The sequence below is a fragment of the Fibrobacter sp. UWH4 genome (genome assembly GCF_900142475.1).
GTDB lineage: Bacteria > Fibrobacterota > Fibrobacteria > Fibrobacterales > Fibrobacteraceae > Fibrobacter.
The window spans coordinates 44,314-68,556 of the sequence record NZ_FRAY01000010.1 but is presented as its reverse complement, the minus strand read 5'-3'; the positions used below and the strand labels follow the sequence as shown (position 1 = coordinate 68,556).

Below are 24,243 nucleotides of genomic sequence, written 5' to 3'. Positions count from 1 at the left end.
CGATCACCATCACCACGACCTTACGGAGCAGGGAGTGCTTGACATTCTTGTTCGCATCTCTGTTGCTCGAATCACGCAGGAACACCTGATTCAGAGTCTTATAGGGGCTCTTATGAGCTGAGGTAAAACCTCAGGCGTCCGTCGCTTCCAGTAAAGAGCGGATTCGGGAGCGGTGTCCCCTCGTTGTCGGTGAGCTCGATGAGGCTCGCGCTGGTCGAAAGGTCAAGGAACGACACCCTGGCGCCTACCATTGGGTGTCCCTCGGCATCGAAAAACGGTGTTGTCGGGTTGAAAAACGTCTGCATACACCAAAAGGTTACCGAAAAGTGTTGCACTTTCGGGAATATTTGTGTATATTTATTGAAGGAACATCGAAACGGAGGCCAGTATGAATAAATGGAGCGAAGAAGAAATTGCTCAGACAGTTTTTATTGTCTGCTTTTTGGCGTTCCTGACGCTTTTTGCAGGAGTATAAAAAAGAGCGTAGCAAAAGCTACGTTCTCTTATTTTTTTCGCTCGTCGTCTTTCTTTAAGGCGGGAAGATTCATCGCTCGGTCAAGAACACTGCCGTATATCCCGTTTGTCCCGGATACATTCTTCCAGGTTCTCATTACATATGGAAGGCCTTCGAATTTCATTTGTTTTCGAATGTTATCCAGGCCTTTCTTCTTTGTCTTATAGGGGCTCTTTATGAGCCGAGGTAAAACGTTAAGCGGTGATTTTTTTGTAATTTATAAAGAAATGAAAACAAACATTCTTTTTCCCATCCTCTTTGCAATATCTTTAGAACTTCTTGTCGGATGCAGTGATTCCGCATCCAGTTCGTCGGAAGAAAAGAATCCTACGCTATATACTTCGGTGGTTCTTGGAAAGTGTGCAGACGCTTCCTCATCCAGTTCGTCAGATATTGAGAAGAAGATTTCGTCGCTAATTGTTGGTTATGGTGAACATTCAGCTGTTTATTTAGGCGATTGCTTAGGTTGCTTTGACTTGACTCTTTACGCTTTAGATTATTGTGACGTTTCCGCTGATGTAGCTTTAGATTTTGTAGATGATACTCTGTTTATTTCTTATGTAAATGTGCAAGAGGCTTCCAAGTGCACCTGTTATTCCTCCCATGATTTCAAGGTTCCATCAGTGAATTATAGGTATGTCAAATTTAACGAACAAGTTTTTTATGTTGTTGCATCGAACATAGCGGGTGTCTGCTTAAATACAGGGGAATATAAAGAAGGTTATTGCGTCGAGAACGGACCGACGCATTTATAGCAAAATAAGCTCGCTTTCGCGAGCCTTTTTGTCTTATAGGGGCTCTTTATGAGCAGGGATAAAACCAGGACAGAAAAAACTGTTACAATTCCTGGAAATTGCTGATAATACGCAACTGACCAGGACTCTCGGCAGAAACTCGCAGGGACTAACAGTCACAAGAGTTTCCTCCTGCAGAAACGGTTTTTGCCCCAAAAAAGTCTTGACCGCAAAGCACTTGTGAACCAGATCCGTTCTTGTGTTTTTTGACCGAGATGTGAGTTTCTCGAGTGAACAGTCGAACGAAGTGAGTCCCTGTGAACGAGAGATATTCACATCGAGGGAGAGATTTGTTAAAAAAACAGGTCTGGATCCTTCGACTTCGCCTCAGGATGACACGGGAACGGGGTTTTTAAGGGGCAGAGCCCCTTAGGTGAGGGGGTGATGGAAGACTTGGCCTGGAAGGGTGACAACAGGCCAAGGCTGCAATCAGGGGGACACCTCCCCCGCCTATGCCTTCAAAGCATAAAGTTTATGCGAAATAAGTATTTTGATTTATGGCGGGATTTGGTTATTTTTAGGGTATGAGGTGGTTCAAGTGTGCAGAATAGCAAAGGGCTCTGTCGGGCTAAAGTCAACACAAAATTCAATTTTTAGCCCACAAATAACACATTATCGGGCTAAAGTTTACAAAAAACAGAAAGTTTAGCCCCCTAACGCGTTGTCAACGAGGCCCCCCCGTTTCCGGGAGGGCCCTTTTGACAATACGTCCGTTTATTTCACGAAAACGGCGAGAAGTTTATGCGCCTCGTCGCCTTCGGCAAAACGGATTTCACCTACGGTATGGTACTCGAATCCCGAGAACTGCTGCAGGTGCAGTGCCGCAAATTCGCGGTCCTGCGAATAGCAGAGATTCAGGCGGAAGTTCCCGTTGTCGCCTGTTTTCGGATGGCCATTTTTTTGAACGACCGCATCCAGGGCGCTTGGAGAAGCCTCGACAATTTCCTTGACCTTTTGGCCCTCCGTAGGGCTGTAGTCCAGGCATATTCCCACAACGGGCGAATTCGTCCTGGTGTAGGTGACATTGGTTTTGAAACCGAAAAACTTCTTTTCGGTCTTGATATAGGGCTTGTTGAAGAGGGCGCTTGCCATCTCCATCTTGGAAATGTTTTCCATGTTCTTTCTCTTTTTTTTAAATGAATGTTATCGCGCACCCCGGTAAGGGCCGCGGCAATTTACCTGTGACTGAGTGTTCGGAGAAAGAACTTGCTAACAGAGCATTCGCTCTAGCGTATAAACGTAATACTCTTTTGATTTCTGATAAACTAGCGGCAAAGGGAAGCCGCATTGGGCGCAGACAGTTGGCCGCGCGATCTTAGTCGGAAATGGCGTAGCCTGCTTGAACGTTGTCGAACTGCGTCCGCCGTCCCCTTGAAGGCCGTTGCCGCGCGATGCACGCAAGGACACCTGCTGGCCCGACCTGCGTGTAAACTGCATGGCCTCGGCAGTCGATTCACGCAACAGGAACAGCGGACTTTCGGCATGCACATTGTCGGCGGAGACCTTGCCATATTCCGAAGCCCGCCCCATTTCGGTTCCGTAATCGTAAACAAAAGAACCTTCGACAACGGCAGCAAGAATCGCGAACAACGCGACCGCAATCATCGAAGAAACATTTTGTTTAACGGACCTCATCGCTGAATAAGATAGAATTTTTTTTGCGGAATAACTATCTTTGTTCCATAATTTGAACCGCGCCCTGCTGCCACCGGGTAACAGGGGAACACGCATTCTTTATCGTTAGGTCTTTGAAGATAAAGATTCCTGGAGGTAAAGAAATGGAATGGTTTATGCTTGCCGTGGCGGGCGTTCTCGAAGTGGTTTGGGCCAGCGCCATGAAATACTCGGAGGGCTTTTCTAAAATAGTCCCTTCAGTCATCACGGTAATCGGTTTCCTTTTGAGCGCGGTCTTCTTGTCGCTCGCCGTAAAAAAACTGCCGCTCGGCACCGCCTATGCGATATGGACAGGACTAGGCACGGTGGGAACGTTCGCCCTGGGCGTTTATCTATTTCAGGAGCATTTCTCTATCCCGAAAGCCATTTGCGTTTTGCTTATCTTATCCGGGATTGTCGGCTTGAAATTATTGCATTAAAAAGATGCACCGCGACGGCAAACAGCACGACGATGGCGATATAGTCCACGAAAAATAGCGCGTAGCCGCGTTCCGCGTCAAAGAAGAAAAACGGCTGCTGCAGGAACATGTATTTCCAGAGCCCGCGAATTACGAAGGCGTAAATTCCGTAGCCCGCCACAAGAGCGGCAATCACGCGGGTTGCAATCAGGGCAGTCTTTGACTTGAAAGCGCCCGCAAGCCCCAAGCGGTTTGCAATCAGGCTCAAATGCAGCCCGATGTGGAGCGACATGAACACATAATACCAGTGGCTTGCGAGCAGGTGTGCCGTGCGGGCAAAACTTGCGCCCGATTCAATCCCGAGCCAGGCGAACACGTGGTTCGAAAGCATGATTCCGCTCACCATCAGGAAAATCGCGCACAGAAGAATCCCGCAATTCACGACCGCCTGCAAGATGCGGAATGCGTTGTAACGGCCCTTGAACAGCGAAAGGAAAAATCGCCGGTTCAGCGTGATATGCACCGCCCACAGAACAAGCAGCACCACGCCCAGAATCTCGTGAACGGCGGTCGATTCAAAGAAATAATTGCCACCCATCAGCACGAGCGTCGCGACCGTCATCGCGATATCAAGCGGCATACGGATTTTTGCTGAAATAGGCATATCAGGGAATATACATTATTTCGTCTTCACGCCGTTTTTCTCAAGCCACTTGGCCACATCTTTCGAGAGGCTCGAACCGCCGGAGTAATGTACCGAAAGGCCTTCGCCGATTTTTGCATTGGGCGCGAGTTTCGCAATCGCGGTGATGCTCTGGCCAAAGCGCCCGCCACCATGGGAGCAGAACGGCAGAATCCGCTTGCCCGCAAAGTCGTAACTTTCGAGCAAAGTCGCGATAGGCATCGGGATACTCGCCCACCAGTTGGGGTAACCGATGATAATCGTTTCGTAGTCGGCCCACTTCTTTGCGTCGGGCTTTTTCTTTAGGGCAGGGCGCGCCTGTTTGTGCTGGTCGTTCTGCGCCTGCTTCAAGACGGTGTTGTAGTCGTCGGAATAGGGCTTCACGAGTTCAAGTTCCACCATGTCGAAACCGGTCTGCTTCTTGATTTCGCGGGCCACACCGCGGGTATTCCCGCTCCAGGAATAGAAAACAATCAGCGCGCGGGAAGTGCCTTTCGTATTCGACGCCGCTTGCGCTTTTTCACCCTTAAAGCCCGCCGCTTCCTGGGTCACAAAAGTTCCCTTGACGCCTGCACCCGCATTCATAGCGAGCCTGAGCCCCACATTGTAACTCTTGCTGGATTGCTGCATGGCCCCGCGATAGGCGCTGCGGAGGTTCTTGCCGAAATCGTTCCAGCCGCCACCGCGATGCACGCGCCTTGTGCCCGAAGGTTTGCCCGCCGGGTCGACCGTCACGCTTGCCGAGCCCGCGGAAACACCGTAATCGCCGTAAAAGTCAAAGCACCATTCGCCCACGTTCCCGTAAATGTCGTAAAGCCCGAAGGGATTGGGCTTGAATTTGCCCACGGGGAGCGTGTTCCCGCGGTAAACGCCGGGGCGTGTTTCCAGAACCTCGTCGTTGAAATAGTTCTGCTCAATTTGATACGGATATTTCCCATAAAAATTCACGTCGTCGGCACCGGGAGCCTTCTTTGTGTAGAACGGCGTAGTCGTGCCGCCTCGGGCCGCGTATTCCCATTCCGCTTCGGTGGGGAGCCTGTAGCCGTTCGCCTCGCGATTCCAGCTGACCGCATCGCCTTCGATAGCGTAAACGGGAGTGCGTCCGTCGCGTTCGCTTAACTTGTTGCAAAAATGAGCCGCATCAAGCCACGTGATGTTTTCGACGGGCAAATCGTCACCCTTGAAACTGGATGGGTTTTCGCCCATCACTTCGCGATAAAGCTTTTGCGTCACCTCGTATTTGCCCAGGTAAAAATCGGAGACCTTCACCTTGTGGAGCGTCTCGTCGTTGACGCGCCAGTCCTCGTTTGCGGGGCTTCCCATGTTGAAAGTCCCGCCCTTGATAAGCACGAAGCCCTCGGGCGCAGGTGCCGCCGCAAAAGTTCCTACCGTCATAAGGCCAATAAATGCGCAAGCGAGAATTCTGTCAAACATTATTTCAACTTCCCGTAGTCTTCGTCGCTCACGGGCTCGAGCCATTCGTTGCTTGTTCCTTCGCCGGGAACTTCAATCGCCAAATGCTGGAACCAGGAATCCGGAGCCGCCCCGTGCCAATGCTTGACGCCAGCCGGAATGTTCACCACGTCGCCGGGCTTCAGTTCCACCGCCGGCTTGCCCCATTCCTGATAGTAGCCGCGGCCCGCCGTCGCGATGAGAATCTGGCCACCGCCCTTCTTTGCATGATGGATATGCCAGTTGTTGCGGCATGCCGGTTCAAAAGTCACGTTCCCGACACCCACCTGTTCCTTGCTGATCATGTCGAGATAGCTCTTGCCCACGAAATACTTGGCGTAGGCGTCGTTCGGCTTGCCCACCGGGAACACGCTCCAGTCCTTTCCCGGCATGGATTTTGCGACCGCCGCGACCTTCGTCTCAGCCACCGCTTCCTTAAGCAGTCGCAACGCGTTCAGCGTGCGCGGGTAACCGCAATACGGCAAGCAGTTGTAAATCGCCTGTTCCACGTAGTCGGCCGGGCGAATCTTGAGGTTCGCGCCGATATGCGCCTTGAGCTGCGGTTCCGTTCCCAAGTTCACGAGAATCGCCATCGTCAAGAGTTCGCGGGTATTCAGGTCGAGCCCCTTGCGGGTGTAGTAATCGCCAAAGCAGTTGCTCGCCAAGAAGTAATTGATAGTCGGCATACCGCTCTTGCCGTTCTTCGCCATGTCGCGGAAACTCTGGCCGAACAGCGTTCCCTGCGCGTCGGCACCCGCCTCCAGGCGGGACTGCGCCGTCACCGTCCCACGGTTCTCGTCCACCTTCACATTCTTCGCCTTGAACACGCCGCGGGCAATTTCAACCGCATCCACCGTCCGCGGGAACCCGGTGTAAGGGGCGCACTGGTAAATCGCCTCGAGAATCTCTTCGGGAGTAAGCCCCTGCGCAAGCGCCGTCGCCACTTCCTCTTGCAAAAGAGCGCCCGACTGCTGCGTCACAAGCGACACAAGGCGAATCAACTCCACCTCGCGCTTTTCCACAAGCGGAGTCGCCGCCGGAACCTCGTTCTGCGTGAAGTTGTCCATCACGGCACGCAGTTCCTTGTCCTGCGAAAGCGCCTTTGCCTCGCCCTGCGGGCAGCAATCACACGCGGCAAGCACCGCACCCATACCAAGCATCGTCATAATCGTCCCTAGTTTCATGGTTTGTTCCTTTTCTATCTACGCCCTTAATATAAATAAATGCGCAAACGCTGCAAAATACCATTTTTTCATGCTCAGTATGCGTGAAACGCATAGTGAAAACATCACGTCAAGGCTTTATGGGCGTTCCCCCGCCCGTTCCTGGAATTTACAAAAGTGTTATATTTCTACTGAAATGCCCGAAAATTCAGACAACATCGAAAAAATCATAAGCGAAATCACGGTCAAGGATTCCAAGACGCTCTGCCGCGAGGTGATGTCCATCGGCGACACCATGGACGTCCTGCGTAGCAAATGGACCGTCGAGATTCTCACGGCAATCCTCTGCGGAAGCTGCTCGAAAAGTTCGAATGCTACGGCTACCCGCCCCGCGTCGAATACCGCGTGACCGAGCACGGCAAAAAGCTTTACATCATCGTTTACCGCATGACAGAATGGGGCGCGGAACACCGGCGAGTCATACTGGGCGGCCACTTACCAAACGGTAAGTAACGATACGGATTTTCAGAATAGAGCATATCTTATAACCGACAAGAAAAGGAAAAAGATATGCATTTTACCGAACCCGTTTACAGGAACCCCTACTGGCCCACGTGGCCCCTCATCCAGATTACGCAGGGCTGCACCCACAATAGTTGCAAGTTCTGCACCATGTACAAGGACGTGTCCTTCCGCATGCAGCCCATGGACCTGCTGGAAGAAGACCTGCGCGAGCTCCGTGCCGACGACCCTCACGCAAAGACCATCCAGCTGCTGAGCGCAAACCCGCTGGCCCCCGCCTACGACAGGCTCATGCCCCGGCTGGAACTTATCAAAAAGTATCTGCCCGAACTGGAGCACATGTACACGGCAACACGGGTCTCTGACCTGAAAAACAAGACCGTGGAGCAGTTGCGCAACCTGCGCGATATCGGCGTGAACGAGATTTCCCTTGGCGTAGAAAGCGGCGACGCCTGGACGCTGAAGCGAATCAACAAGGGCTACGCCCCCGAAGATATTCTGGAGCAATGCCACAAGCTGGAAGAAGCAGGAATCCAGTATTGGGTCACCTTCCTGAACGGCGTGGCGGGCCGCGAGTACAGCGAAAACCACGCTATCCACACGGCGGAGATTTTCAACCAGTTGAAGCCCATGCTGGTAGGCACCGGCGGACTCACGCTGTTCCCCGGGACGCCGCTCCTGGAAGAAGCCCGCCGCGGGGAATTCACGCCGCTTACGGAACGCGAGCTGATGCAGGAACTGAAACTTTTCCTGGAGCGCCTGACCTGCGACTGCGAACTCAATGCGCACCACACGTCGTCCATGAATTTGAGCGGACCGTTCCTTGCCCGCAAAAAAGAAATTCTAGATTCTCTGCAATACGGCATCGACCATTTCGACATGGACAAGCTGACCAAAATCCGCAACAAGAAGAGGACTCTGTAATATGATCAAGGCAATGTTTATCAACGGGAGCCCCCGAAAGAACGGCAACACGGCCAAACTCCTGAACCGCGCCATGGAAGGAGCGAAAGACGCTGGTGCCGAGGTGGAAATGGTAAACCTTTACGACCGCGACCTGGTTTACAAAGGCTGCATGAGCTGCTTTGCCTGCAAGGTCAAGGGTGGCCGCAAGGGCGTGTGTTCTTTCAAGGACGGCTTGCAGCCCATTCTCGAAAGGGCCGTAGAAGCCGACGTATTGATTTGCGGTTCGCCGGTCTATTGCGGGTACCCCACCGCCGGACTTCGCGCCTTTACGGAAAGGCTCATCTTCCCGGCCGTAAACTATTCGAACTTTATGCAGCCTGTGGTGAACAAGCCCAAACGCTCGGCATCCATTTTCACCATGAACTGCCCCGATTTGCAGATGTACAAGGCCAACGCCTACGATATCTTGATGGATGCAGGCGCAAAGAACCTTGGAATATTCGGCCCGACCGAAATCCTTTACTCCTTCGACACCTACCAGTTCCACGACTACGCCAAATACGATGCGGCGCAAATTGACGAAACCCACAAGGCGCAAATACGGGAAACGCAATTCCCCAAGGATCTGGAAAAAGCCTACGAACTCGGCAAGAGACTATGTGGCGAAGGGTAGCCTATTAAGCAAAAAAAACGAAAATCACTTGATTTTCTCCAGTTAATATATTATTTTTATAGTTATTGGAGGAAATCGTGATAAGAACCGTATCAGAAATTCTTTCAGACCTTGGTCAAAAATACAGGCAGCCCCAAATGAAGTTGCGTCAAATGACCCTGCGCGGCGAAATAACGCAAGTTATCCGCGGGCTGTACGAGACCGACAAGAACACCCCGGGCGAAGCCCTTGCAGGGGCGATTTACGGCCCATCGTATCTTTCCTTCGATTACGCTCTTTCGAGGCACGGGCTCATTCCCGAGGCCGTGCATCTTTTTACTTCCGCATCGTTCAAGAAGAACAAGACTAAACTGTACAAGACGCCCTTCGGCGAGTTTTCGTATTCCGATGTCCCGCCCGATGTCTTTCCGCACGGAGTCAACATCGAAAACGCAGAAGACAGGCCCTACGCAATGGCCACCTGCGAAAAGGCCCTTTGCGACAAGCTCTACAAAGAGCACCCGATTGCAGGTAAGCGCGCCATGGAAACGTTCCTGTTCGAAAACTTGCGCATCGAAGTCGGTGATTTTCGGAACCTGGATTTTGACTTCATCGAAAAGGTTGCCCCCCTGTACAGAAAGAAGAATCTACAAATACTGTCCAAGATGAGGTAGGCATGGCTCACGTACTTGATTCAATGCTTGCGAAATATAATTGCAAAAATGTTTCGGACTACAGGAACGCCCTCAAGGAAATTTCGCAGGAAGTCGCCCTGTGCGGACTTTCACGTGGAGGGTTCTTCGACAAGGCAGCCTTCTATGGCGGCACGGCGCTCCGCATATTCTATGGGCTGGACCGTTTTTCGGAGGACCTGGACTTTTCGTTGATTAAGCCAGACGAAGGTTTCGAACTTTCACGTTATTTTGGCGTGCTTGAAGAAGAACTCTACTCTGTCGGCCTGGAGATGTCAGTCGAAGCGAAAAGCAAGCCGCACGGATCTCCGGTGCAGTCGGCCTTTCTCAAGGGCAACACGCTTAAGCACTTGCTTAAAATTGTTCCCGCAAAGCACTCTCCCTTGCCCGTTCCCGGGAACGAAATCCTGAAAATCAAATTCGAGGTGGATACGAATCCGCCAGAGTCAGCCACCTACGAAAGCAAGTATCGGCTGCTGCCATCGCCTTTCATGGTTCGCCTCTACGACAAGCCCTCGCTTTTTGCGGGCAAACTCCACGCGTTACTTTGTCGCGGATGGAAAAACAGGGTCAAGGGTCGCGATTTCTACGACTTTGTATGGTATATCTCGCAGAACACAGGCGTAAACCTGCCGCACCTGCAAAAGAGAATGGAACAGACCGGGCACTGGAAAAGTTCGGACTCCTTGACTTTTGATGGACTCAAGGATCTACTAAAGGAACGTTTCCACTCCGTCGATTTCGAGGAGGCGAAAAGGGATGTCCGCCCGTTCATTGCCGATAGCGACAAACTAAATCTTTGGAGCGAGGACTTTTTCTGCACCATCACCGAAGAATGGAAACAATAAGCCTGTTTCACCCACTTGTCGACTTCTTTTTGGGCCTTTATAACTTACTACACCGCAAAAAGTAAAATCTGTGTAAAGCGGCGTAAAGCCTTTGTAAAGTCCTAATAAAACCTTTGGAAAACCTCATTCCATCGCCTTGCGTATTGTCGCAAGGCTTTTTAGTTTGTCGCCTAGGAGATTTTATGACTACGTTTTATATCATCCTTGTGGCAATGCTGCTTCTGCTCGCCTTGATGGACTTGTTCGTGGGTGTCAGTAACGATGCCGTGAATTTCTTGAGTTCCGCCGTAGGAAGCAAGGCATTTAAGTATAAAACCCTGATGATCTTTGCTGCGGTAGGAGTCTTTTGTGGCGCCACATTCAGTAGTGGCATGATGGATATCGCACGGCATGGCATTTATATGCCCCAGTATTACACCTTTGCAGAACTTATGTGCGTATATGCGGCGGTGATGTTTACCGATGTGATCCTCCTTGACATATTCAATTCCTACGGTATGCCGACATCAACTACGGTATCAATGGTCTTTGAACTTTTGGGCGCCTCTGTGGCTATCGCCAGTATCAAAATTCTTTCTGACGATACCCTGGAACTGGGAAACCTCATCAACACCTCTAAGGCTCTGACGGTGATTTTGGGCATTTTCCTCTCGGTGGCCATCGCTTTTGTAGTTGGCCTTGCGGTGCAGTATGTGACGCGCCTGGTTTTCTCCTTTGGCTACAAGAAGTATATTCGATACTTTATTGGCGTTTTTGGAAGCGTTTCCCTGACGTCCATATTTTATTTTATCCTTATCAAGGGCCTCAAAAATATGAGTTTCGTGGGGCCGGGCTACAAGGCGTTTCTCGCAGAAAATGAGACCGTTCTTGTAGCAGGCATGTTCGTCGCGTTTTTCATCCTTTGTCACCTGCTCCATGCAGTAAAAGTAAACGTGCTCAAGGTAATCATTGCTTTTGGGACTTTTTCTCTGGCCCTAGCCTTTGCCGGAAACGACCTTGTAAATTTTGTGGGTGTGCCCCTCACCAGTCTTTCTTCGGTGCAGCACTTGATGGCTGCTGGGGGCAACCCTCAGGATTTCAACATGTCCTTCTTGCTGGAGTCGGAACCAGGACAGTGGTACTTGCTGATGGTTGCTGGGCTTACCATGGTATTTTCCCTTGTGTTTTCCAAGAAGGCCCGGAATGTGGTGAAGACTTCCGTATCCCTCGCGGCCCAAAATTCTTCTGAAGAAATCTTTGGTACAAATCCGGTCGCTCGCGCCTTAGTTCGCAGTTCTAATGGTGTCGTAAAATTTGTAACAGAATTTATTCCAAGGAAAATTTCGGATAAAATTAACACCCGCTTTAATACCAAGGAAATGATTCTGGAAGAGGATGGCGCCGCCTTTGATTTATTGCGGGCTTGCGTAAACCTAATGCTTGCAAGCTCCCTCATTGCATTGGGCACGTCCCTGAAACTCCCCCTTTCTACGACCTACGTGACATTCATGGTGGCTATGGGCACTAGTCTTGCCGACAAGGCATGGAACCGTGAAACGGCCGTATACCGCATTACAGGGGTACTCTCGGTAATTGGCGGATGGTTCCTTACGGCCTTCGCCGCATTTGCCAGTGCTTCTGCTGTGGCGACAGTGCTTTACTTTGGCGGTTTCCCAGCCATATTCGGTCTTTTTGCCGTGGTCATTTTCGTATTGATTCGTTCGAACCTGAAATACCGAGAAAACAAGAAGGGTAAGGCGGAGGAATTGTTTGATAACATCCTGACGGCTCCCCCCGAGACAAAGATATACCCCCTTATACAGGAATACAGTCGGGGCGAATGGAGCGAAATTCTCCGCTGGTGTGCCGATTGCTATGAAAAGCTGCTGATAGGCTTGTTGCGGGAAGATTTAGGAAAGCTCCGCTCGGAGAACAAACAAATTAAAATCCTAAAGAAACATGTGCAGCGGAACCGTCGCCACGGAACCCTGTGTACAGAAAGGCTCGCCCAAGAAGATTTGGTGGTCAAAAACTTTTTCCTGTACCAGGCCAATGACTTTATGGGGGACGCCCTGTTTAGCCTAGAGCAGATTTCTTCGCCCTGCAAGAACCATGTGGACAATGGTTTTAACCCGATGGACAACGAGAAGCGGAAGATGCTCCTGCGAACAGCGGCCCACGTGAAGGAGCGTATCGAGAGTGTCGCTGGGATGGTGGAAACCATGGACTTTGGCCGTTACGACCAAGTCCGGGGGCAGCTGCGGGAAGAAGGTTCCAGGATATTTGCTGAGCGAAAGGCCGAGATGATGAAGGCCGGTTCCGAAAACATCCGCGCAGAAATCCTTTATTTAACTATCCTTTACGAGTCCTGGGCTTTGCTGGATTCGGTAGGGTCTGTCGCCAAGGCCAGCAGGAAGTTCCTGACCGCTAAACCTTAATCCCGAGGATGGACCTATGATCTATATTGTGGAAGATGACGCCGATGTCCGTGAAATGGAAACCTACGCCTTGAAGAGTAGCGGTTTCGAGGTGATGTCTTTCGATTGCGGCAAGGCACTGGATGAACAGGTGAAATCGGTCGTTCCGGATTTGTTCATATTGGACATCATGCTCCCCGGTGAAGACGGCTTGAGTATTCTGAAACGCCTCCGTAACCAAGAAAATACGCGAAATGTCCCGGTAATCATGCTCACGGCCAAGGGTACGGAGCTGGACAAAGTAAAAGGTCTTGACCTAGGGGCCGACGACTATATCGCAAAGCCGTTTGGCATTCTGGAACTCATTTCTCGCGTGCGGGCTGTACTTCGCCGTTCTGGACAAGGACCTGCCGAAAGAACGGAGGCGTCGAACTTGGCTCTCGGAGGCGTGATTCTTGATGACCAGCGTCGTTCGGTAACTGTCGACGGAGTCGCTGTAGAACTTACTTTTAAGGAATATGAACTTTTAAAACTTCTGATGTCCCGACCGGGAACTGTTTTCTCTAGGCAGCAGATTCTGGAAAAGATCTGGGGCATTGATTTTGATATGGACACCCGCACCGTAGATATGCATGTGAAAACCCTTCGTCAAAAACTGGGGTCGCATGGTTCTATCGTACAGACCGTGCGAAACGTAGGATACAAGGCTCTATGAAAAACAGCATCCGCTTCAGCTTGATTTATGTCGGAGTACTCGCCGCTCTCTTTGCGGTGTATTTCACGGCGCAGGTTTTCGAGAACGAAATGTCGGAGCAGTTGAAACGGGACTTGCGGGAAACAGCCCATCTCGTTGAAGTCGCCTACGGCAAGATGGATTCTTCTGATGGACCCGTAGCGTGCCTGCCTGATTTTGCCAGCGAGAACCTGCGCATTACCTTGGTAGATAGGGACGGCAAGGTGATTTACGAAAGCGATGCCGAGGCGGCCAAAATGGAAAACCACCGGAACCGCCCGGAAATACAGGAGGCCATCAACAAGGGCTCCGGTGAAAACCTCCGTTACTCCGTGACCTTGAATGCCAAGGTGTTTTACGTTGCGGAGCGCCTTTCCGATGGAAATGTGTTGCGCCTCAGCCGCAGGCTGGCGAGCCTCCATGAATCGGTATCCAAGACCACGCCTTACCTGATTGCCCTTTTGGCTGCCATCGTGGTAGTGTCTATACTGATTGCCTTTGGCTTGAGCCGGTTTTTTGTGCGGCCGGTGCAGAAACTGGCTGAAAACCTGGGGCAGCCCGAGCTCATGGACGACGAGGGAATTTACAAGGAAATCGCACCGCTTGTCAAAACCATCCGCAAGCAGAACCGGGAACTGCAACTCACCATAGAGCAACTTTCCGAAGAAAAGAAGAAGACCGCCCAGATGCGTGACGAGTTTACCGCTAATGCTTCTCACGAGTTGAAAACACCTCTTACCTCCATTTCGGGCTACGCGGAACTCATCGAAAATGACATGGCGAAACCCGAAGATGTGAAACTCTTTGCCGGAAAAATCCACAAGGAAGCGAACCGTCTGCTTTCCATTGCGAATGACATCATGACTCTTTCCAAGCTGGATGCCCCGGGAGAATCTGCGATAGACTTGAACGAGACTGTAGACCTGTGGCCCCTAGCTTCCGGTTGCATCGAGGAGTTGTCCCTTAACGCCAGCAAGAAAAACATCCAAGTGTCCCTGGAAGGGGATGCTGCCGCTCAGGTACAGGGCAATTACAAACTCCTTTTTGAAATGCTTTACAACCTGGTCGACAATTCCATTCGCTATACAGAAACGGGTGGTTCCGTGAGTATTCTAGTGCAACAAAAATCCATTGCTGTGAAGGATACTGGGATTGGCATTCCCGAAGAAAATCAGCCTCGCATCTTCGAACGCTTTTACCGGGTAGACAAGAGCCGTTCCAAGGCCACTGGCGGCACGGGGCTAGGCCTCGCAATCGTGAAGCATATCGCCGAAGTGCACCATGCAGAGATTTCGTTACAATCCGCCATAGGCGTAGGCACGGAAATAACCGTGACTTTCTGCTAGAAGCAAGCCTATTCCACCCACTTATGGCTCTGTCGGGTCAAAGGCGGTCCTATCGAAAACGCAGGTGGCCTGTTGCATATTATGGGTCACCATGACGACGGTATAGTCCTTCGGGTGATTTATATTTTCTTAAAGCCGTTCCAGCTGGACCAGGGAAAGGCGATTGTCCAGCCGCACCTTCTTGGACACCAGCCGGTAAAGCTTGTTGATGTTTCCACCAGAACCGATAATAGAAACGGGCCCCCTGTTCACCTTCATCATGCGGATTTCGTCGCACATGTCGTCTACGGAATCCATGTCCACCAGGCCGCAGAGCAGCCGTAGGGTTCCGATATTGAAACTACGGCTACCCATACCAAGGTATTCCGCAAACCCCATCTGTGCAAACATTGTGGCGATATGCGGATTCTTAGGATAAGAACAAAGTTGAGATGCTAATTTCTCGTACGCAAAGGGCTTGTTCGCATTATTCGTCACAAGCTTATCTTTATAAATAACGAGCGTTGTTGGAATCGGATTCATGTATTCACGATGTATCAGCATATTCGCAATCACTTCTCTAAAAATCTTGTCACGCAAAGAGAGTCTAGTTTTCCCATCCAAATAGAATTTGTCAGGGAGATGCTTTTCGATAAACCCGTTCAGCAATTCGTAACCATCAATCAGATTGCATGTGACGGTCAAGCGATCATCGTAGCGCATCAGGTCTTGTTTGCGAACTATTGCTTCAATTTTATAATATGGCAAATAACTTGAAATCGCTTCGTCCGTACCGACCAGCATAAGCGCAGCAAGCGTATAGCCCGACTTTCCAATGGTAGAATCATAGCGAATCAAACCAGCCGCTCTGAAAAATTCTTCCTTGTTCAATTTGAGCCACGGGTGATTGGACCTGATGGAACGAATCAAATCCTTGGCCTTCTTAAGCATTCCGCGTTTAATATCAATTTCGCGAAGCCCCGGATAAACGGTATTTTCCGTATAGCTGTTGCTTTTGCGCAAATACATTGCACTAATTGCGTTCTGCGTCTTTACCAATTTCCCGACGCTTCCCCCCCGTCTGTATCTTTGTGCAGAGTTCCTTGATGATGCCGTCGGCAAGGCCGATGGTGGGGACGATGATTTCGGTGGCCTTGACTGCCCTCGCGATAGAGATAAAGATCTGGGCCGCCGGTACAATGACGTCGGCACGGCTGGAGCGGAGGTCGAACTGTTTCATCCGTTCCTCGAAACTGAGGGAAGAAAGTTTGTCGTAAAGCTGTTCTAGTTGCGTCAGGGAAAGGCGATTATCCCGCCGCACCTTCTTGGGTACCAGACGATAAAGCTTGTTGATGTTTCCGCCGGAACCGATAATAGAAACGGGCCCCCGATTCACCATCATCATGCGGATTTCGTCGCACATGTCGTCTATGGAATCCATGTCCACCAGGCCGATGAGCAACCGCAGGGTACCGATATTGAAACTTCGGCTTCCCATGAGCTGGCCCTGGTAAATGAGGCTAATTTCGGTAGAACCGCCGCCCACATCTACGTTAAGGTAGGTCCTTTCGAGGCCGTTTTTTCGAGGAGCGGTTTCCAGGAGCTGTTCCGTGTGGTTGTCGTAAATGACCCGAGCTTCTTCTTCGCCTGAAATCAGTTCGATATCGATTCCGGTACGGCGGCGGATTCGGCGCAGCACTTTCTGGCCGTTGGTCGCGTCCCGCAAGGCCGAAGTAGCACAGGCACGGTAATCCGCCACATTGTATATGTTCATAAACTGCTTGAAGGCCTTAATCATGCACAAGAACTGTTCTTCCCGTTCCTCGCTGATTTTCCCGTCCTGGAAAACGTCAACGCCCAGGCGCAGGGGAAAGCGGATAAACTGCTGCTTTTCCAGGTTAACAGAGCCGTCTTCCTGGAAAGTGGCGGTCTTGATGAGAAGGCGGGCCGCATTGGAGCCGATATCGATGGCGGCCAGGTTGATAGGATTCTTTCTTGCACGTTTCATTTTACTTTTCTACTGCCTTGTAATGTTTGTACAGTTCCGCCTGGGACCTGAAACTATTGTAATTGTTGCGCATGCCCTGCTCCACGACGAGCCGGGCTTCCCGCTTAATGTCGATGTCGAAAACCGGAGAATAGACTTCGATGCGGTGGTCCAGATTTCGGGGCATCCAGTCGGCCGAACCGATAAAAACCTTGTAGTCGTGGTAGCTTCCGTCTTCTTCGCCCACTCCCAGGTGTTCCAGATCTACACCGTTAGCAAAGATGAGGATACGGGAATGTTCCAGGTAGCGGTCGATAATGGCGTTTACCCGCAGGTTTCCGCCCAGTTCCGGCAAGGAAGGCACCAAAGAACAGTTGCCACGCACCAGCAAATCCACCTTGACACCCGCCGAAGCGGCTTCGTAAATTTTTTTCACCATGCTTTCGTCAGTGACATGGTTGAGCTTGCACAGGATATAGGCCGGGTAGCCCAGGTTATGGTTGCGGATTTCCTGGTTAATGAGCCGCGTCAACTGACGGCGCATGTCGTTGGGTGAAACCACCAGCTCCTTGAACTTGACGGACATATAGGGTTTCTCGATAAAGTCGAAGAGCCGCTCCACATCCTTTACAATAGGCTGCCGCGCCGTGAACTGCAGAAAGTCCGTATAGGCGCAGGCGTTTCCTTCGTGGAAGTTGCCCGTAGAAATACAGGCCAGGTTTCCCTTCTTCGCCGTAATCAGCGTCACCTTGGAGTGAATCTTGAGGCCTTCCACCCCCATAATCACATGGATACCCGCATCGGCCATTTTCTTGCACCAGTCGATATTGGATTCCTCGTCAAAGCGGGCCAAGAGCTCGATGACCACCGTCACCTTCTTGCCGTTACGGGCCGCGGCGATCAGGGAACCGATAACCTTCGAATCACGGGCGAGCCTGTAGAGGGTGGTCTTGATTCCCTTGACTTCCGGATTGATGGCGGCTTCCCGCAACAGGTTGATGTAGGCATCGAAGGAATGGTAAGGCACATGGATGAAGCGGTCCTTTTCGCGGATGACATCCAGAAGGGTGGGGGCCATGGCCCAGGCGGGCATGACCGAAGGCCACTTGGGGTATTCGAACTTCGTTCCCCTAGGAGCTTCAAACCGCGGAAACTTCATCAGGTCCTTATGGTTCTGATGGCGGCCCGAAGGAAGGCTCGCGTCCACCGAAGAAAGCTTCAGCTGTTCCAGCAATTTCTTCAGCACTTCCCGGGGCATTTTCTCGTCGTAGATAAAACGGATTGGCAAGCCGTTCTTGCGGCTCCTGACCCCCTTGGCGATTTTCTGCAGCGTACCGCCCTGGATGTTGGTATCCAGTTCCATTTCCGCATCCTTCGTAAACTTGAAGGACCAGGCCTCGAAACGGTTGAAGCCGGAACCCGGGAAAAGGTAGGGCAAGGCGCAGCGGATTACATCGTCCAGGTACATGACGTAATGGTCCGTAACATTACCGGAACTGACATCGGGCAGTTGCACGAAACGGCCGAACTTCTTGACGGGAATCTCGATAATGGCATAGCCCTTGCGGCGCCCCTTCTTCTGCTCGTCCTGCTTTTTGAGGCGGACGACAAAGTGGATGGAGTCATCGGACAGGGAATTGACTCCCTGGACCGAAGAAAGCCAGACGGGAGAAAGGTTTCCCGCCAGTTTCGAGAGGCAGTATTCCTTTACGGCCTCTTTCTGGGAATCGTCCAGTTCCTGCTCCGAAAGAAGGTGGATATGTTTTTTCTGCAACTGGTTGAACACATCCGTAACGGTTTCCTTGAAGGTCTGGGCGTACTTGGCGTTAAGCCTTCCAATAGTCTTTAAGGCCTGCTTGCTACGTTCTCGAAGGTCCTTGGAATTCTTGTCCGCAAAATCCACGATGCGGTTGAGAGTCGCTACGCGGACCCGGAAAAATTCATCCAAGTTATTGCTGTAAATTCCCAAAAAGTTAAGCCGCTCCATCAGCGGAATTTCCTGTCGCTGGGCTTCCGCCAGAATGCGGCGGTTAAAAAGCATCCACGACACATCCCGCTCGATGTAGTTTTCTTCCGTCAGTTTCATAATGGTTCCTTCGTTACCGTGTGAGTTAGCAGGCCCGTTGCCTGGCCTTGATGCAGATAAAGGCCCGTTCAATGCAAAAGGCAATGACGAATACGCAGAGGACGGCAAGTCCCGCCGTACCGTATTCATATCCTTCGATGTTAGTGGAGATGACATAGCCAATACCGCCAGCCCCCACCATGCCAAGGATGGCACATTCCGAGAAGTTGATTTCGAAGCGCATTCCCGTCCAGGCCACCAGTTCCGGGATAGCCGAGGGAAGAACCGCATTGAAGAATACGGAAATCCGGCTCGCTCCCGCCGACTGTAAAGCTTCTATGGTCTGGGTAGGGACCGCCTCAAAACTCTGGGCAAAAGCCCGTGTAAAGAAAGCCGTGGTGTGTACACAGAGCCCCGCAATTCCAGCCGCAGGTCCCATCCCGATACAGATCATCATCAAGAGGACCCATACCGGGGTGGGCACGGCACGGAGGAAGGAAAAGACAGCCTTGACCGAAGTGGAAAGGAGGGGACACCGAAAAATGTTTTCTGCAGCCAGCATGCCAAAAAAGATGGAAAGGAGCAGACTGTAAATAGTGGAAAGCACCGTAATGGAAATGGTTTCCCAAAGGGCCGTACCGATGAGGTCGAAGTTCGAAAAATCAAGATGCCCCAGTTTCCAGAACACTCCCGCCACCTGAGGGACACGGGCAAGCATCTTGGACCAGGGAATATCCAGGTAAAGCATTCCCAAAATGGAGAGAACCGCCATGACAACCAGAAATACAGAGGCCGACCGATTCTTTTCGATGCAGTCGATCCTCATTTTTCCCGAGGCCGTCCTGCGGATTGCTGTTGCCGTCATTCTAAATCCAGCTCCTTGCGTAAATAGTTGGTAAGAGCATCTACAAACAGGACCATTACGGCGATAGCGAGAATAATGGTAAAGGACATGTTATACTTGAAGCCTTTCAGGTACGAAAGCAGCACAAGGCCGATGCCACCTCCCCCGACCATGCCTACCACCGTAGAAGACCGGAGGTTCACCTCGATGCAGTACAGGAACCAGGAAATAAAGCCCCGCAAGCAAGAGGGCAAAATGCCGTGGAACACCACCTGGATAAAGGAAGCCCCTGCCGCCTGCAAGCTTTCCAGATTGTCCTGGGAAATGTCGTCGATGGTTTCGGAAAAGGCGCGAACCATGAAGGCGTAACTGCTAATGCAGAGGGCGACAAAACCAACTCCCGTACCAATCCCCAAAGAAGAGAACAGGATAAAGGCCCAAACCAGAGCGGGAATGTTTCTAAGAAAGGTGGCAAAGCCGCGGACAAACTTCGGGGACCAGGCAGCAGGAGACACCCGCTTACTGGCAAAGAGGGATGTCAAGAAGGCTAGGAGCGCCGCCACCGTTGTCGCCGAGAGGGCCATGCAGATAGTCGTCAGGATTCCCTGAAAAATCGCTTCTAGTTTCAGGCCCGTAGGAAGGGCTGGCGGAAAGAAATCGTCCACGATAAAGGAACGGAAATTTTCCAGGTTAAAGAATACCTCAAATGGATTGTAGCGGGTAAAGGCGGTGCTGGCCACAAACAACGCTACAATGCAGAAGAACAGGATGTTATAGAGCCGCTTTTCAGACTGCATAGGCTTGCCGCATTTCCGTTTCATCGGAGGTCCCTGCCACTAAGTTGTAAACCGAAGTTCCATAAATCCGCTCCATGGCGGTCCCGTTCAATTCTTCGGGGCTTCCGTCAAAGACAACCTCACCGGCATGGAGTCCGATGATTCGCGTGGAATACCGTAGAGCCACATCGACCTGATGCAGATTCACCAGGCAGGGAATGCCCCGCTTCTGGGCCATTTTTCTTAAAAGGTCCATTATGACCTTGGCGCTGGAAGGGTCCAGGGAGGCAATAGGCTCGTCACACAGGAGGATTTTAGGATCCTGGATAATGGCACGGGCAATTCCCACCCGCTGCTTTTGCCCACCGGAAAGGGTTCCCGCCTTGTTATAGCTGAAATTTTCAAGGCCCATTTCTTCCAGAAGGTTCCAGGCGTTTTCCTTGTCCTCTTCGGAATAGAGCCCGAGGATTCCCCGGATACCCTTCATGTGCCCCAGGCGGCCGTGGAGTACGTTCTGAAGAACCGAAAGGTTATTGACCAGGTTGTAATTCTGGAAAATCATACCGATTTTAGATCGACTCCTGCGGAGTCTGCTTCCGCGAAGGGACGCCACGTTTTCACCGTCGAAAAAAACGTTCCCTTCTGTCGTAGAAATCAGCTTGTTGATAGACCGCAGAAGGGTAGACTTTCCCGAGCCCGAAGGGCCGATGATGGATACAAATTCACCGGGCCTTATGGAAAGGGACACGTCCTTCAGGGCACGGACCCCGTTCCCGTAACGTTTCGTCACATGGTCGAATCTTAAAATCGGTTCCATAAAATACTATAACCTTGCCAAATTTTCCGATTACTGGTTGATGTTGCGGTTAAGGGTCACGATTGCGGCGTAATCATCCTTGGAAGAAGGTACAAACCGGGCGCTAGGCACCTTGATGACCTTTGCGAAATATTCTGCATTGTCGTAGGCCGTCAGGAACTTGACGAGTTTTGCCTTCAGTTCCGGAGAAACCGTTTTGCCAACGGTCATGACTTCGGCAGGAATCGGAGCCGAGGAGTGAATAACCTTTACAGAACCCTCAGCCGCATTGCCGTTGGCAATTTCCGAAGCAAGGATCTGGTCGGAAATGGGGACAATATCCACATCGCCCTTGATGACCGCCTGGAGGCCGGCCTGGTGCTTACCGGAAAAGCTCACCGCCTCGAAAAACTTCCCGTTGGTGTGAATCAGGTCGGAGTTCAGTTTTTCGTCGTCAAACACATTCATGATCTCAGAAGTAGGCACCAGGTTTCCCGAGGTGGAATTCGGGTCCACAAAGGCGATTTTCTTGCCCTTGGCATCACGGGGGGTGTTAATCCTTTCGTTATCGCTCTTGGCGATAAACACGGAGCGGTAAGTGGCCAGGGTCTTGTCGCCCTTCGGGGCCTTCATGACAATGGGTTCAGCCCCGGCGCGTTCCATGGCGAGGGCAACAGAAAGGGCCCCCAGGTAAGCCATGTCGGCCTTTCCCGTACGAAGGGCCTCAATAATCGCATTGTAGTCCGTGGCCTGAATTTCCTTTACCTCCACTCCGAGAAACGCTCCAAGATCCTTTGCAAGACCGTTACGGGCATCAGTACTCTGTTCCGTAGACTCGTTTGGCGCGTAGGCGATGGTGAAGTTTTTTACCGATTCTCCGCTACATCCGCAAATGTAAATGGCGCAGATCGCAAGAACCATAGTCGCTATGATTCCGAAAACCGCGTAGTCTTTTTTGTTAGAAATCCTTTTAGTATTCATGATGGTCATCCCTTTATGTTGTTGAGAATTTTTAAAACCGTTTCTTTATCAAGGGGCACCGGGTTGTTGTCGGCACGGCCCTTGGTCATGCTCTTTTCTGCAGCCTCTTCTAAGGTGGCGTCAGTCGCCCCCCACTTCGAAAGCCTTATTTCAAAGCCTGCCGCCGTCAAGAACCCTTCCACCAGGGGCTGGATATCGTCTACGGACTTTACCCCGAAACTTTCCAGCAACTCGGGTAAATCCTCGATTTTTGACTGATTCAGCTTAAAGACTCCCCCAAGAAGCAGTGCAACTGCAACGCCGTGGGGAATGCGGAAAAGCATTGTCAAGGGGTAAGAAATAGAATGGCAAGCCGTCGTATGGGTGTTACTAAAGGCAAGCCCTGCAACAAGGCTTGCCCGACTCAGAATTTCCGATGTAAGGATAGGGTCTCGCCTTTCTACTAGAGCGGGAAGCGCAGAGAAAATAAGATGAATCGCCTTTAAAGCGTACATCTGGGAAATGGAATTCGTGGATTTCGCCCAGTAGCTTTCTGCCGCGTGGCAGGCCGCATCCAGGGCGGAAGATACCGCCAACTTGATAGGCAAGTTTTCCGTCAAGCGGGAATCGGCAAAGGCCGCATAGGCATAATTTTCTGTGGTCTCGATGGAAGATTTTTTCAGGTTTTCCATATCCCAGACCGTTGCCCAGCAGGTCACTTCGCTACCCGTTCCCGAGGTAGTCGGAACGCCTATCCACTGCAGGGAACTTTTCCTGTACCGCTTTTCTGCGATAATGTTCCTGAGTTCCTCCGCAGATTCAATTTCCTCGTCGTGGATCATGCAAAGGGACTTGCCCAGGTCCATAACGCTACCGCCACCGACGGCAATGATCAAATCCACCTTTTTACGGTAGAACTTTTGATAAAGGCCGAAAAGGTCCTCGATTTCCGGGTTTGAAACGGAACATTCTTCTACCAGGGTGTTGGGGAACTCTTCCTGGAGTTTTTGGATTCCCTTTTGTTCCAGGACAGACTTGTCCCAGACGAGAATGAGAATGATAGCGGACAGGTCATCCTTCAGGGCTTTCTTGCAGACACTGGGGAGTTCCCGCAAGCAGCCCCGTCCTTGAAAAACCCGCACCGAATTATAAAAGCTATCCATAAAGTTACCTCAATTTTTCATCGATTTGCTTTATAAGCTCCGGCAAGTCCGATATAGAATCAATTACGAAATCCGCACCGGCATCGAAAAATTTTTGTTCTGCCACCCGCTTCGCATTCCAGATTTCTCCGTTAGAAAGTTCATCGTAGTGTTCCTTGGAAAAACCCAACACGCTGGAGCCAGTCAAGACCCCCACCGACCAGGCCCCGGCATTTTTCCCTTCGGCGATATCCACCAGGGTATCCCCCACCTTGACTACGCATTTTGGCGGATACACCTGGAGGCGTTTCATGCATTCGAAAAGCATAAAAGGAGTCGGGCGGCTAAAACCGCACATATCCGGTGTCACATAGCAATCCGGACTATAGCCTTCTTTTTTCGCCTGGGCAAGAATCGGCACCATGATTTCAGAAGAGTAGCCCGTTGTACTTCCGATTTTTAGCCCCTTTTCACGAAGTGCCTGAACTGTTTCGGGAACACCGTCTATCACATGACTGTAATCCTTCACCACCGCTTTCAAATTGGCGCCAAAACATTCGTAAATAAGGTCTATATCCGATTCAGTCCACTCTTTTCTCTGTGCCATTTTCCAGAACATCTGACCTTCTGCAGAAGAAAGCAAGGCTCGGATATGGTCCTTCTTTTCCATTCCCATAGGGCCCGCAATTTCTTCTAAAGTAAACTTGAGTCCAAAATGCCTAAACGTCTTATCAAATATCTGGAGGGGCGCTTGTGAACCAAAGTCAACCGTCGTTCCGGCCCAGTCAAAGACAACCATTTGTACCGACTGATTTTTCATATATATGGTAACCTCTAAACCAATTCTGATTTCATAGCGAAATATAAACTGCCCGCGTAAAGTTCCAATGATCTTACTATAAGGTCTTTGTAAAACCTTACG

At 51.0% G+C, this 24,243-nt stretch carries 26 protein-coding genes; 11 read left to right on the top strand and 15 right to left on the bottom strand.

Translation table 11 applies throughout. The annotated features are described in order from the left end of the window. Nucleotides 1–110: 110 nt before the first annotated feature. A complete protein-coding gene (locus BUA93_RS14205) occupies nt 111–305 on the bottom strand; it encodes a hypothetical protein (RefSeq protein ID WP_072980501.1) in 195 nt (64 codons plus the stop codon). Nucleotides 306–690: 385 nt separating this feature from the next. Here BUA93_RS14205 and BUA93_RS16055 point away from each other — a divergent pair, with 385 nt between their 5' ends. After that, the gene (locus BUA93_RS16055) at nt 691–1,269 is read left to right on the top strand and encodes a hypothetical protein (RefSeq protein WP_139258109.1); all 579 of its coding nucleotides are present in this window, start codon (nt 691–693) and stop codon (nt 1,267–1,269) included. Nucleotides 1,270–2,022: 753 nt separating this feature from the next. Here the strand turns inward: BUA93_RS16055 and BUA93_RS14200 are convergent. Continuing rightward, nucleotides 2,023–2,424, bottom strand: coding sequence for a hypothetical protein (locus BUA93_RS14200; RefSeq protein WP_072980499.1), 402 nt, complete (start codon nt 2,422–2,424; stop codon nt 2,023–2,025). A gap of 93 nt (nt 2,425–2,517) precedes the next feature. Continuing rightward, the gene (locus BUA93_RS14195; RefSeq protein WP_072980498.1) at nt 2,518–2,943 is read right to left on the bottom strand and encodes a hypothetical protein; all 426 of its coding nucleotides are present in this window, start codon (nt 2,941–2,943) and stop codon (nt 2,518–2,520) included. A 143-nt stretch (nt 2,944–3,086) separates the two neighbouring features. On the opposite strand from BUA93_RS14195, the gene BUA93_RS14190 reads away from it, so the two are divergent. Next, a complete protein-coding gene (locus BUA93_RS14190; RefSeq protein ID WP_072980523.1) occupies nt 3,087–3,401 on the top strand; it encodes a DMT family transporter in 315 nt (104 codons plus the stop codon). Here BUA93_RS14190 and BUA93_RS14185 read toward each other — a convergent pair. The 3 genes from BUA93_RS14185 to BUA93_RS14175 are packed head-to-tail and all read right to left on the bottom strand — an operon-like array spanning nt 3,361 to nt 6,698. Next, nucleotides 3,361–4,044, bottom strand: a complete 684-nt coding sequence (locus BUA93_RS14185; protein WP_072980497.1) for a DUF4405 domain-containing protein — start codon at nt 4,042–4,044, stop codon at nt 3,361–3,363. The genes BUA93_RS14190 and BUA93_RS14185 overlap by 41 nt on opposite strands. A gap of 15 nt (nt 4,045–4,059) precedes the next feature. After that, nucleotides 4,060–5,496 carry a flavodoxin gene (locus BUA93_RS14180; protein ID WP_072980496.1) on the bottom strand — a complete coding sequence of 479 codons (1,437 nt, stop codon included), beginning with the start codon at nt 5,494–5,496 and terminating at the stop codon, nt 4,060–4,062. Further along, on the bottom strand, nt 5,496–6,698 hold the full coding sequence (locus BUA93_RS14175) for a carboxymuconolactone decarboxylase family protein (protein WP_072980495.1): 1,203 nt from the start codon (nt 6,696–6,698) through the stop codon (nt 5,496–5,498). Before BUA93_RS14175 ends, BUA93_RS14180 begins: the two co-directional genes overlap by 1 nt. Nucleotides 6,699–6,873: 175 nt before the next feature. On the opposite strand from BUA93_RS14175, the gene BUA93_RS16050 reads away from it, so the two are divergent. From BUA93_RS16050 to BUA93_RS14135, 9 genes are all read left to right on the top strand, one after another. Continuing rightward, nucleotides 6,874–7,086: a hypothetical protein gene (locus BUA93_RS16050; protein ID WP_175547459.1), complete on the top strand. Its 213-nt coding sequence runs from the start codon at nt 6,874–6,876 to the stop codon at nt 7,084–7,086. After that, nucleotides 6,993–7,190, top strand: coding sequence for a winged helix-turn-helix transcriptional regulator (locus BUA93_RS16820; protein ID WP_072980494.1), 198 nt, complete (start codon nt 6,993–6,995; stop codon nt 7,188–7,190). Before BUA93_RS16050 ends, BUA93_RS16820 begins: the two co-directional genes overlap by 94 nt. Before the next feature lie 57 nt (nt 7,191–7,247). Further along, nucleotides 7,248–8,123, top strand: a complete 876-nt coding sequence (locus BUA93_RS14165) for a radical SAM protein (protein ID WP_072980492.1) — start codon at nt 7,248–7,250, stop codon at nt 8,121–8,123. A gap of 1 nt (nt 8,124) precedes the next feature. Beyond that, nucleotides 8,125–8,778: a flavodoxin family protein gene (locus BUA93_RS14160; protein WP_217651019.1), complete on the top strand. Its 654-nt coding sequence runs from the start codon at nt 8,125–8,127 to the stop codon at nt 8,776–8,778. A gap of 137 nt (nt 8,779–8,915) precedes the next feature. Continuing rightward, nucleotides 8,916–9,431, top strand: coding sequence for a type IV toxin-antitoxin system AbiEi family antitoxin domain-containing protein (locus tag BUA93_RS14155; RefSeq protein WP_254793998.1), 516 nt, complete (start codon nt 8,916–8,918; stop codon nt 9,429–9,431). Between the two features lie 2 nt (nt 9,432–9,433). Continuing rightward, nucleotides 9,434–10,297 (top strand): nucleotidyl transferase AbiEii/AbiGii toxin family protein, encoded by an 864-nt coding sequence (locus tag BUA93_RS14150; RefSeq protein ID WP_072980490.1) that lies wholly within the window; start codon nt 9,434–9,436, stop codon nt 10,295–10,297. Between the two features lie 182 nt (nt 10,298–10,479). After that, nucleotides 10,480–12,714, top strand: a complete 2,235-nt coding sequence (locus BUA93_RS14145) for an inorganic phosphate transporter (protein ID WP_072980488.1) — start codon at nt 10,480–10,482, stop codon at nt 12,712–12,714. Nucleotides 12,715–12,730: 16 nt separating this feature from the next. After that, complete coding sequence (locus BUA93_RS14140; RefSeq protein ID WP_072980486.1) at nt 12,731–13,408, top strand: response regulator transcription factor; 678 nt, start codon at nt 12,731–12,733, stop codon at nt 13,406–13,408. Next, nucleotides 13,405–14,772 carry a sensor histidine kinase gene (locus BUA93_RS14135; protein WP_072980484.1) on the top strand — a complete coding sequence of 456 codons (1,368 nt, stop codon included), beginning with the start codon at nt 13,405–13,407 and terminating at the stop codon, nt 14,770–14,772. Before BUA93_RS14140 ends, BUA93_RS14135 begins: the two co-directional genes overlap by 4 nt. Nucleotides 14,773–14,901: 129 nt before the next feature. On the opposite strand, the gene BUA93_RS14130 is transcribed toward BUA93_RS14135, so the two are convergent. The 9 genes from BUA93_RS14130 to phnX all read right to left on the bottom strand — a co-directional run bounded on the left by BUA93_RS14130 (nt 14,902) and on the right by phnX (nt 24,141). Then, on the bottom strand, nt 14,902–15,780 hold the full coding sequence (locus BUA93_RS14130) for a hypothetical protein (RefSeq protein ID WP_072980482.1): 879 nt from the start codon (nt 15,778–15,780) through the stop codon (nt 14,902–14,904). Between the two features lie 4 nt (nt 15,781–15,784). Further along, nucleotides 15,785–16,759 (bottom strand): Ppx/GppA phosphatase family protein, encoded by a 975-nt coding sequence (locus BUA93_RS14125; RefSeq protein WP_072980480.1) that lies wholly within the window; start codon nt 16,757–16,759, stop codon nt 15,785–15,787. A gap of 1 nt (nt 16,760) precedes the next feature. Beyond that, complete coding sequence (locus BUA93_RS14120) at nt 16,761–18,824, bottom strand: RNA degradosome polyphosphate kinase (RefSeq protein WP_072980478.1); 2,064 nt, start codon at nt 18,822–18,824, stop codon at nt 16,761–16,763. A 25-nt stretch (nt 18,825–18,849) separates the two neighbouring features. Further along, nucleotides 18,850–19,668 carry a PhnE/PtxC family ABC transporter permease gene (locus BUA93_RS14115; protein WP_072980476.1) on the bottom strand — a complete coding sequence of 273 codons (819 nt, stop codon included), beginning with the start codon at nt 19,666–19,668 and terminating at the stop codon, nt 18,850–18,852. Then, nucleotides 19,665–20,444, bottom strand: coding sequence for a phosphonate ABC transporter, permease protein PhnE (gene phnE, locus BUA93_RS14110; RefSeq protein WP_072980474.1), 780 nt, complete (start codon nt 20,442–20,444; stop codon nt 19,665–19,667). Before phnE ends, BUA93_RS14115 begins: the two co-directional genes overlap by 4 nt. Then, a complete protein-coding gene (gene phnC, locus BUA93_RS14105) occupies nt 20,434–21,240 on the bottom strand; it encodes a phosphonate ABC transporter ATP-binding protein (RefSeq protein ID WP_072980472.1) in 807 nt (268 codons plus the stop codon). The genes phnE and phnC overlap by 11 nt, the downstream gene beginning before the upstream one ends. A 30-nt stretch (nt 21,241–21,270) precedes the next feature. Next, the gene (locus tag BUA93_RS14100; RefSeq protein WP_072980519.1) at nt 21,271–22,140 is read right to left on the bottom strand and encodes a phosphate/phosphite/phosphonate ABC transporter substrate-binding protein; all 870 of its coding nucleotides are present in this window, start codon (nt 22,138–22,140) and stop codon (nt 21,271–21,273) included. A 65-nt stretch (nt 22,141–22,205) separates the two neighbouring features. Continuing rightward, a complete protein-coding gene (locus BUA93_RS14095) occupies nt 22,206–23,342 on the bottom strand; it encodes a phosphonoacetaldehyde reductase (protein WP_072980470.1) in 1,137 nt (378 codons plus the stop codon). A gap of 4 nt (nt 23,343–23,346) precedes the next feature. Further along, nucleotides 23,347–24,141, bottom strand: coding sequence for a phosphonoacetaldehyde hydrolase (phnX, locus tag BUA93_RS14090; protein ID WP_072980468.1), 795 nt, complete (start codon nt 24,139–24,141; stop codon nt 23,347–23,349). Nucleotides 24,142–24,243: the final 102 nt, after the last annotated feature.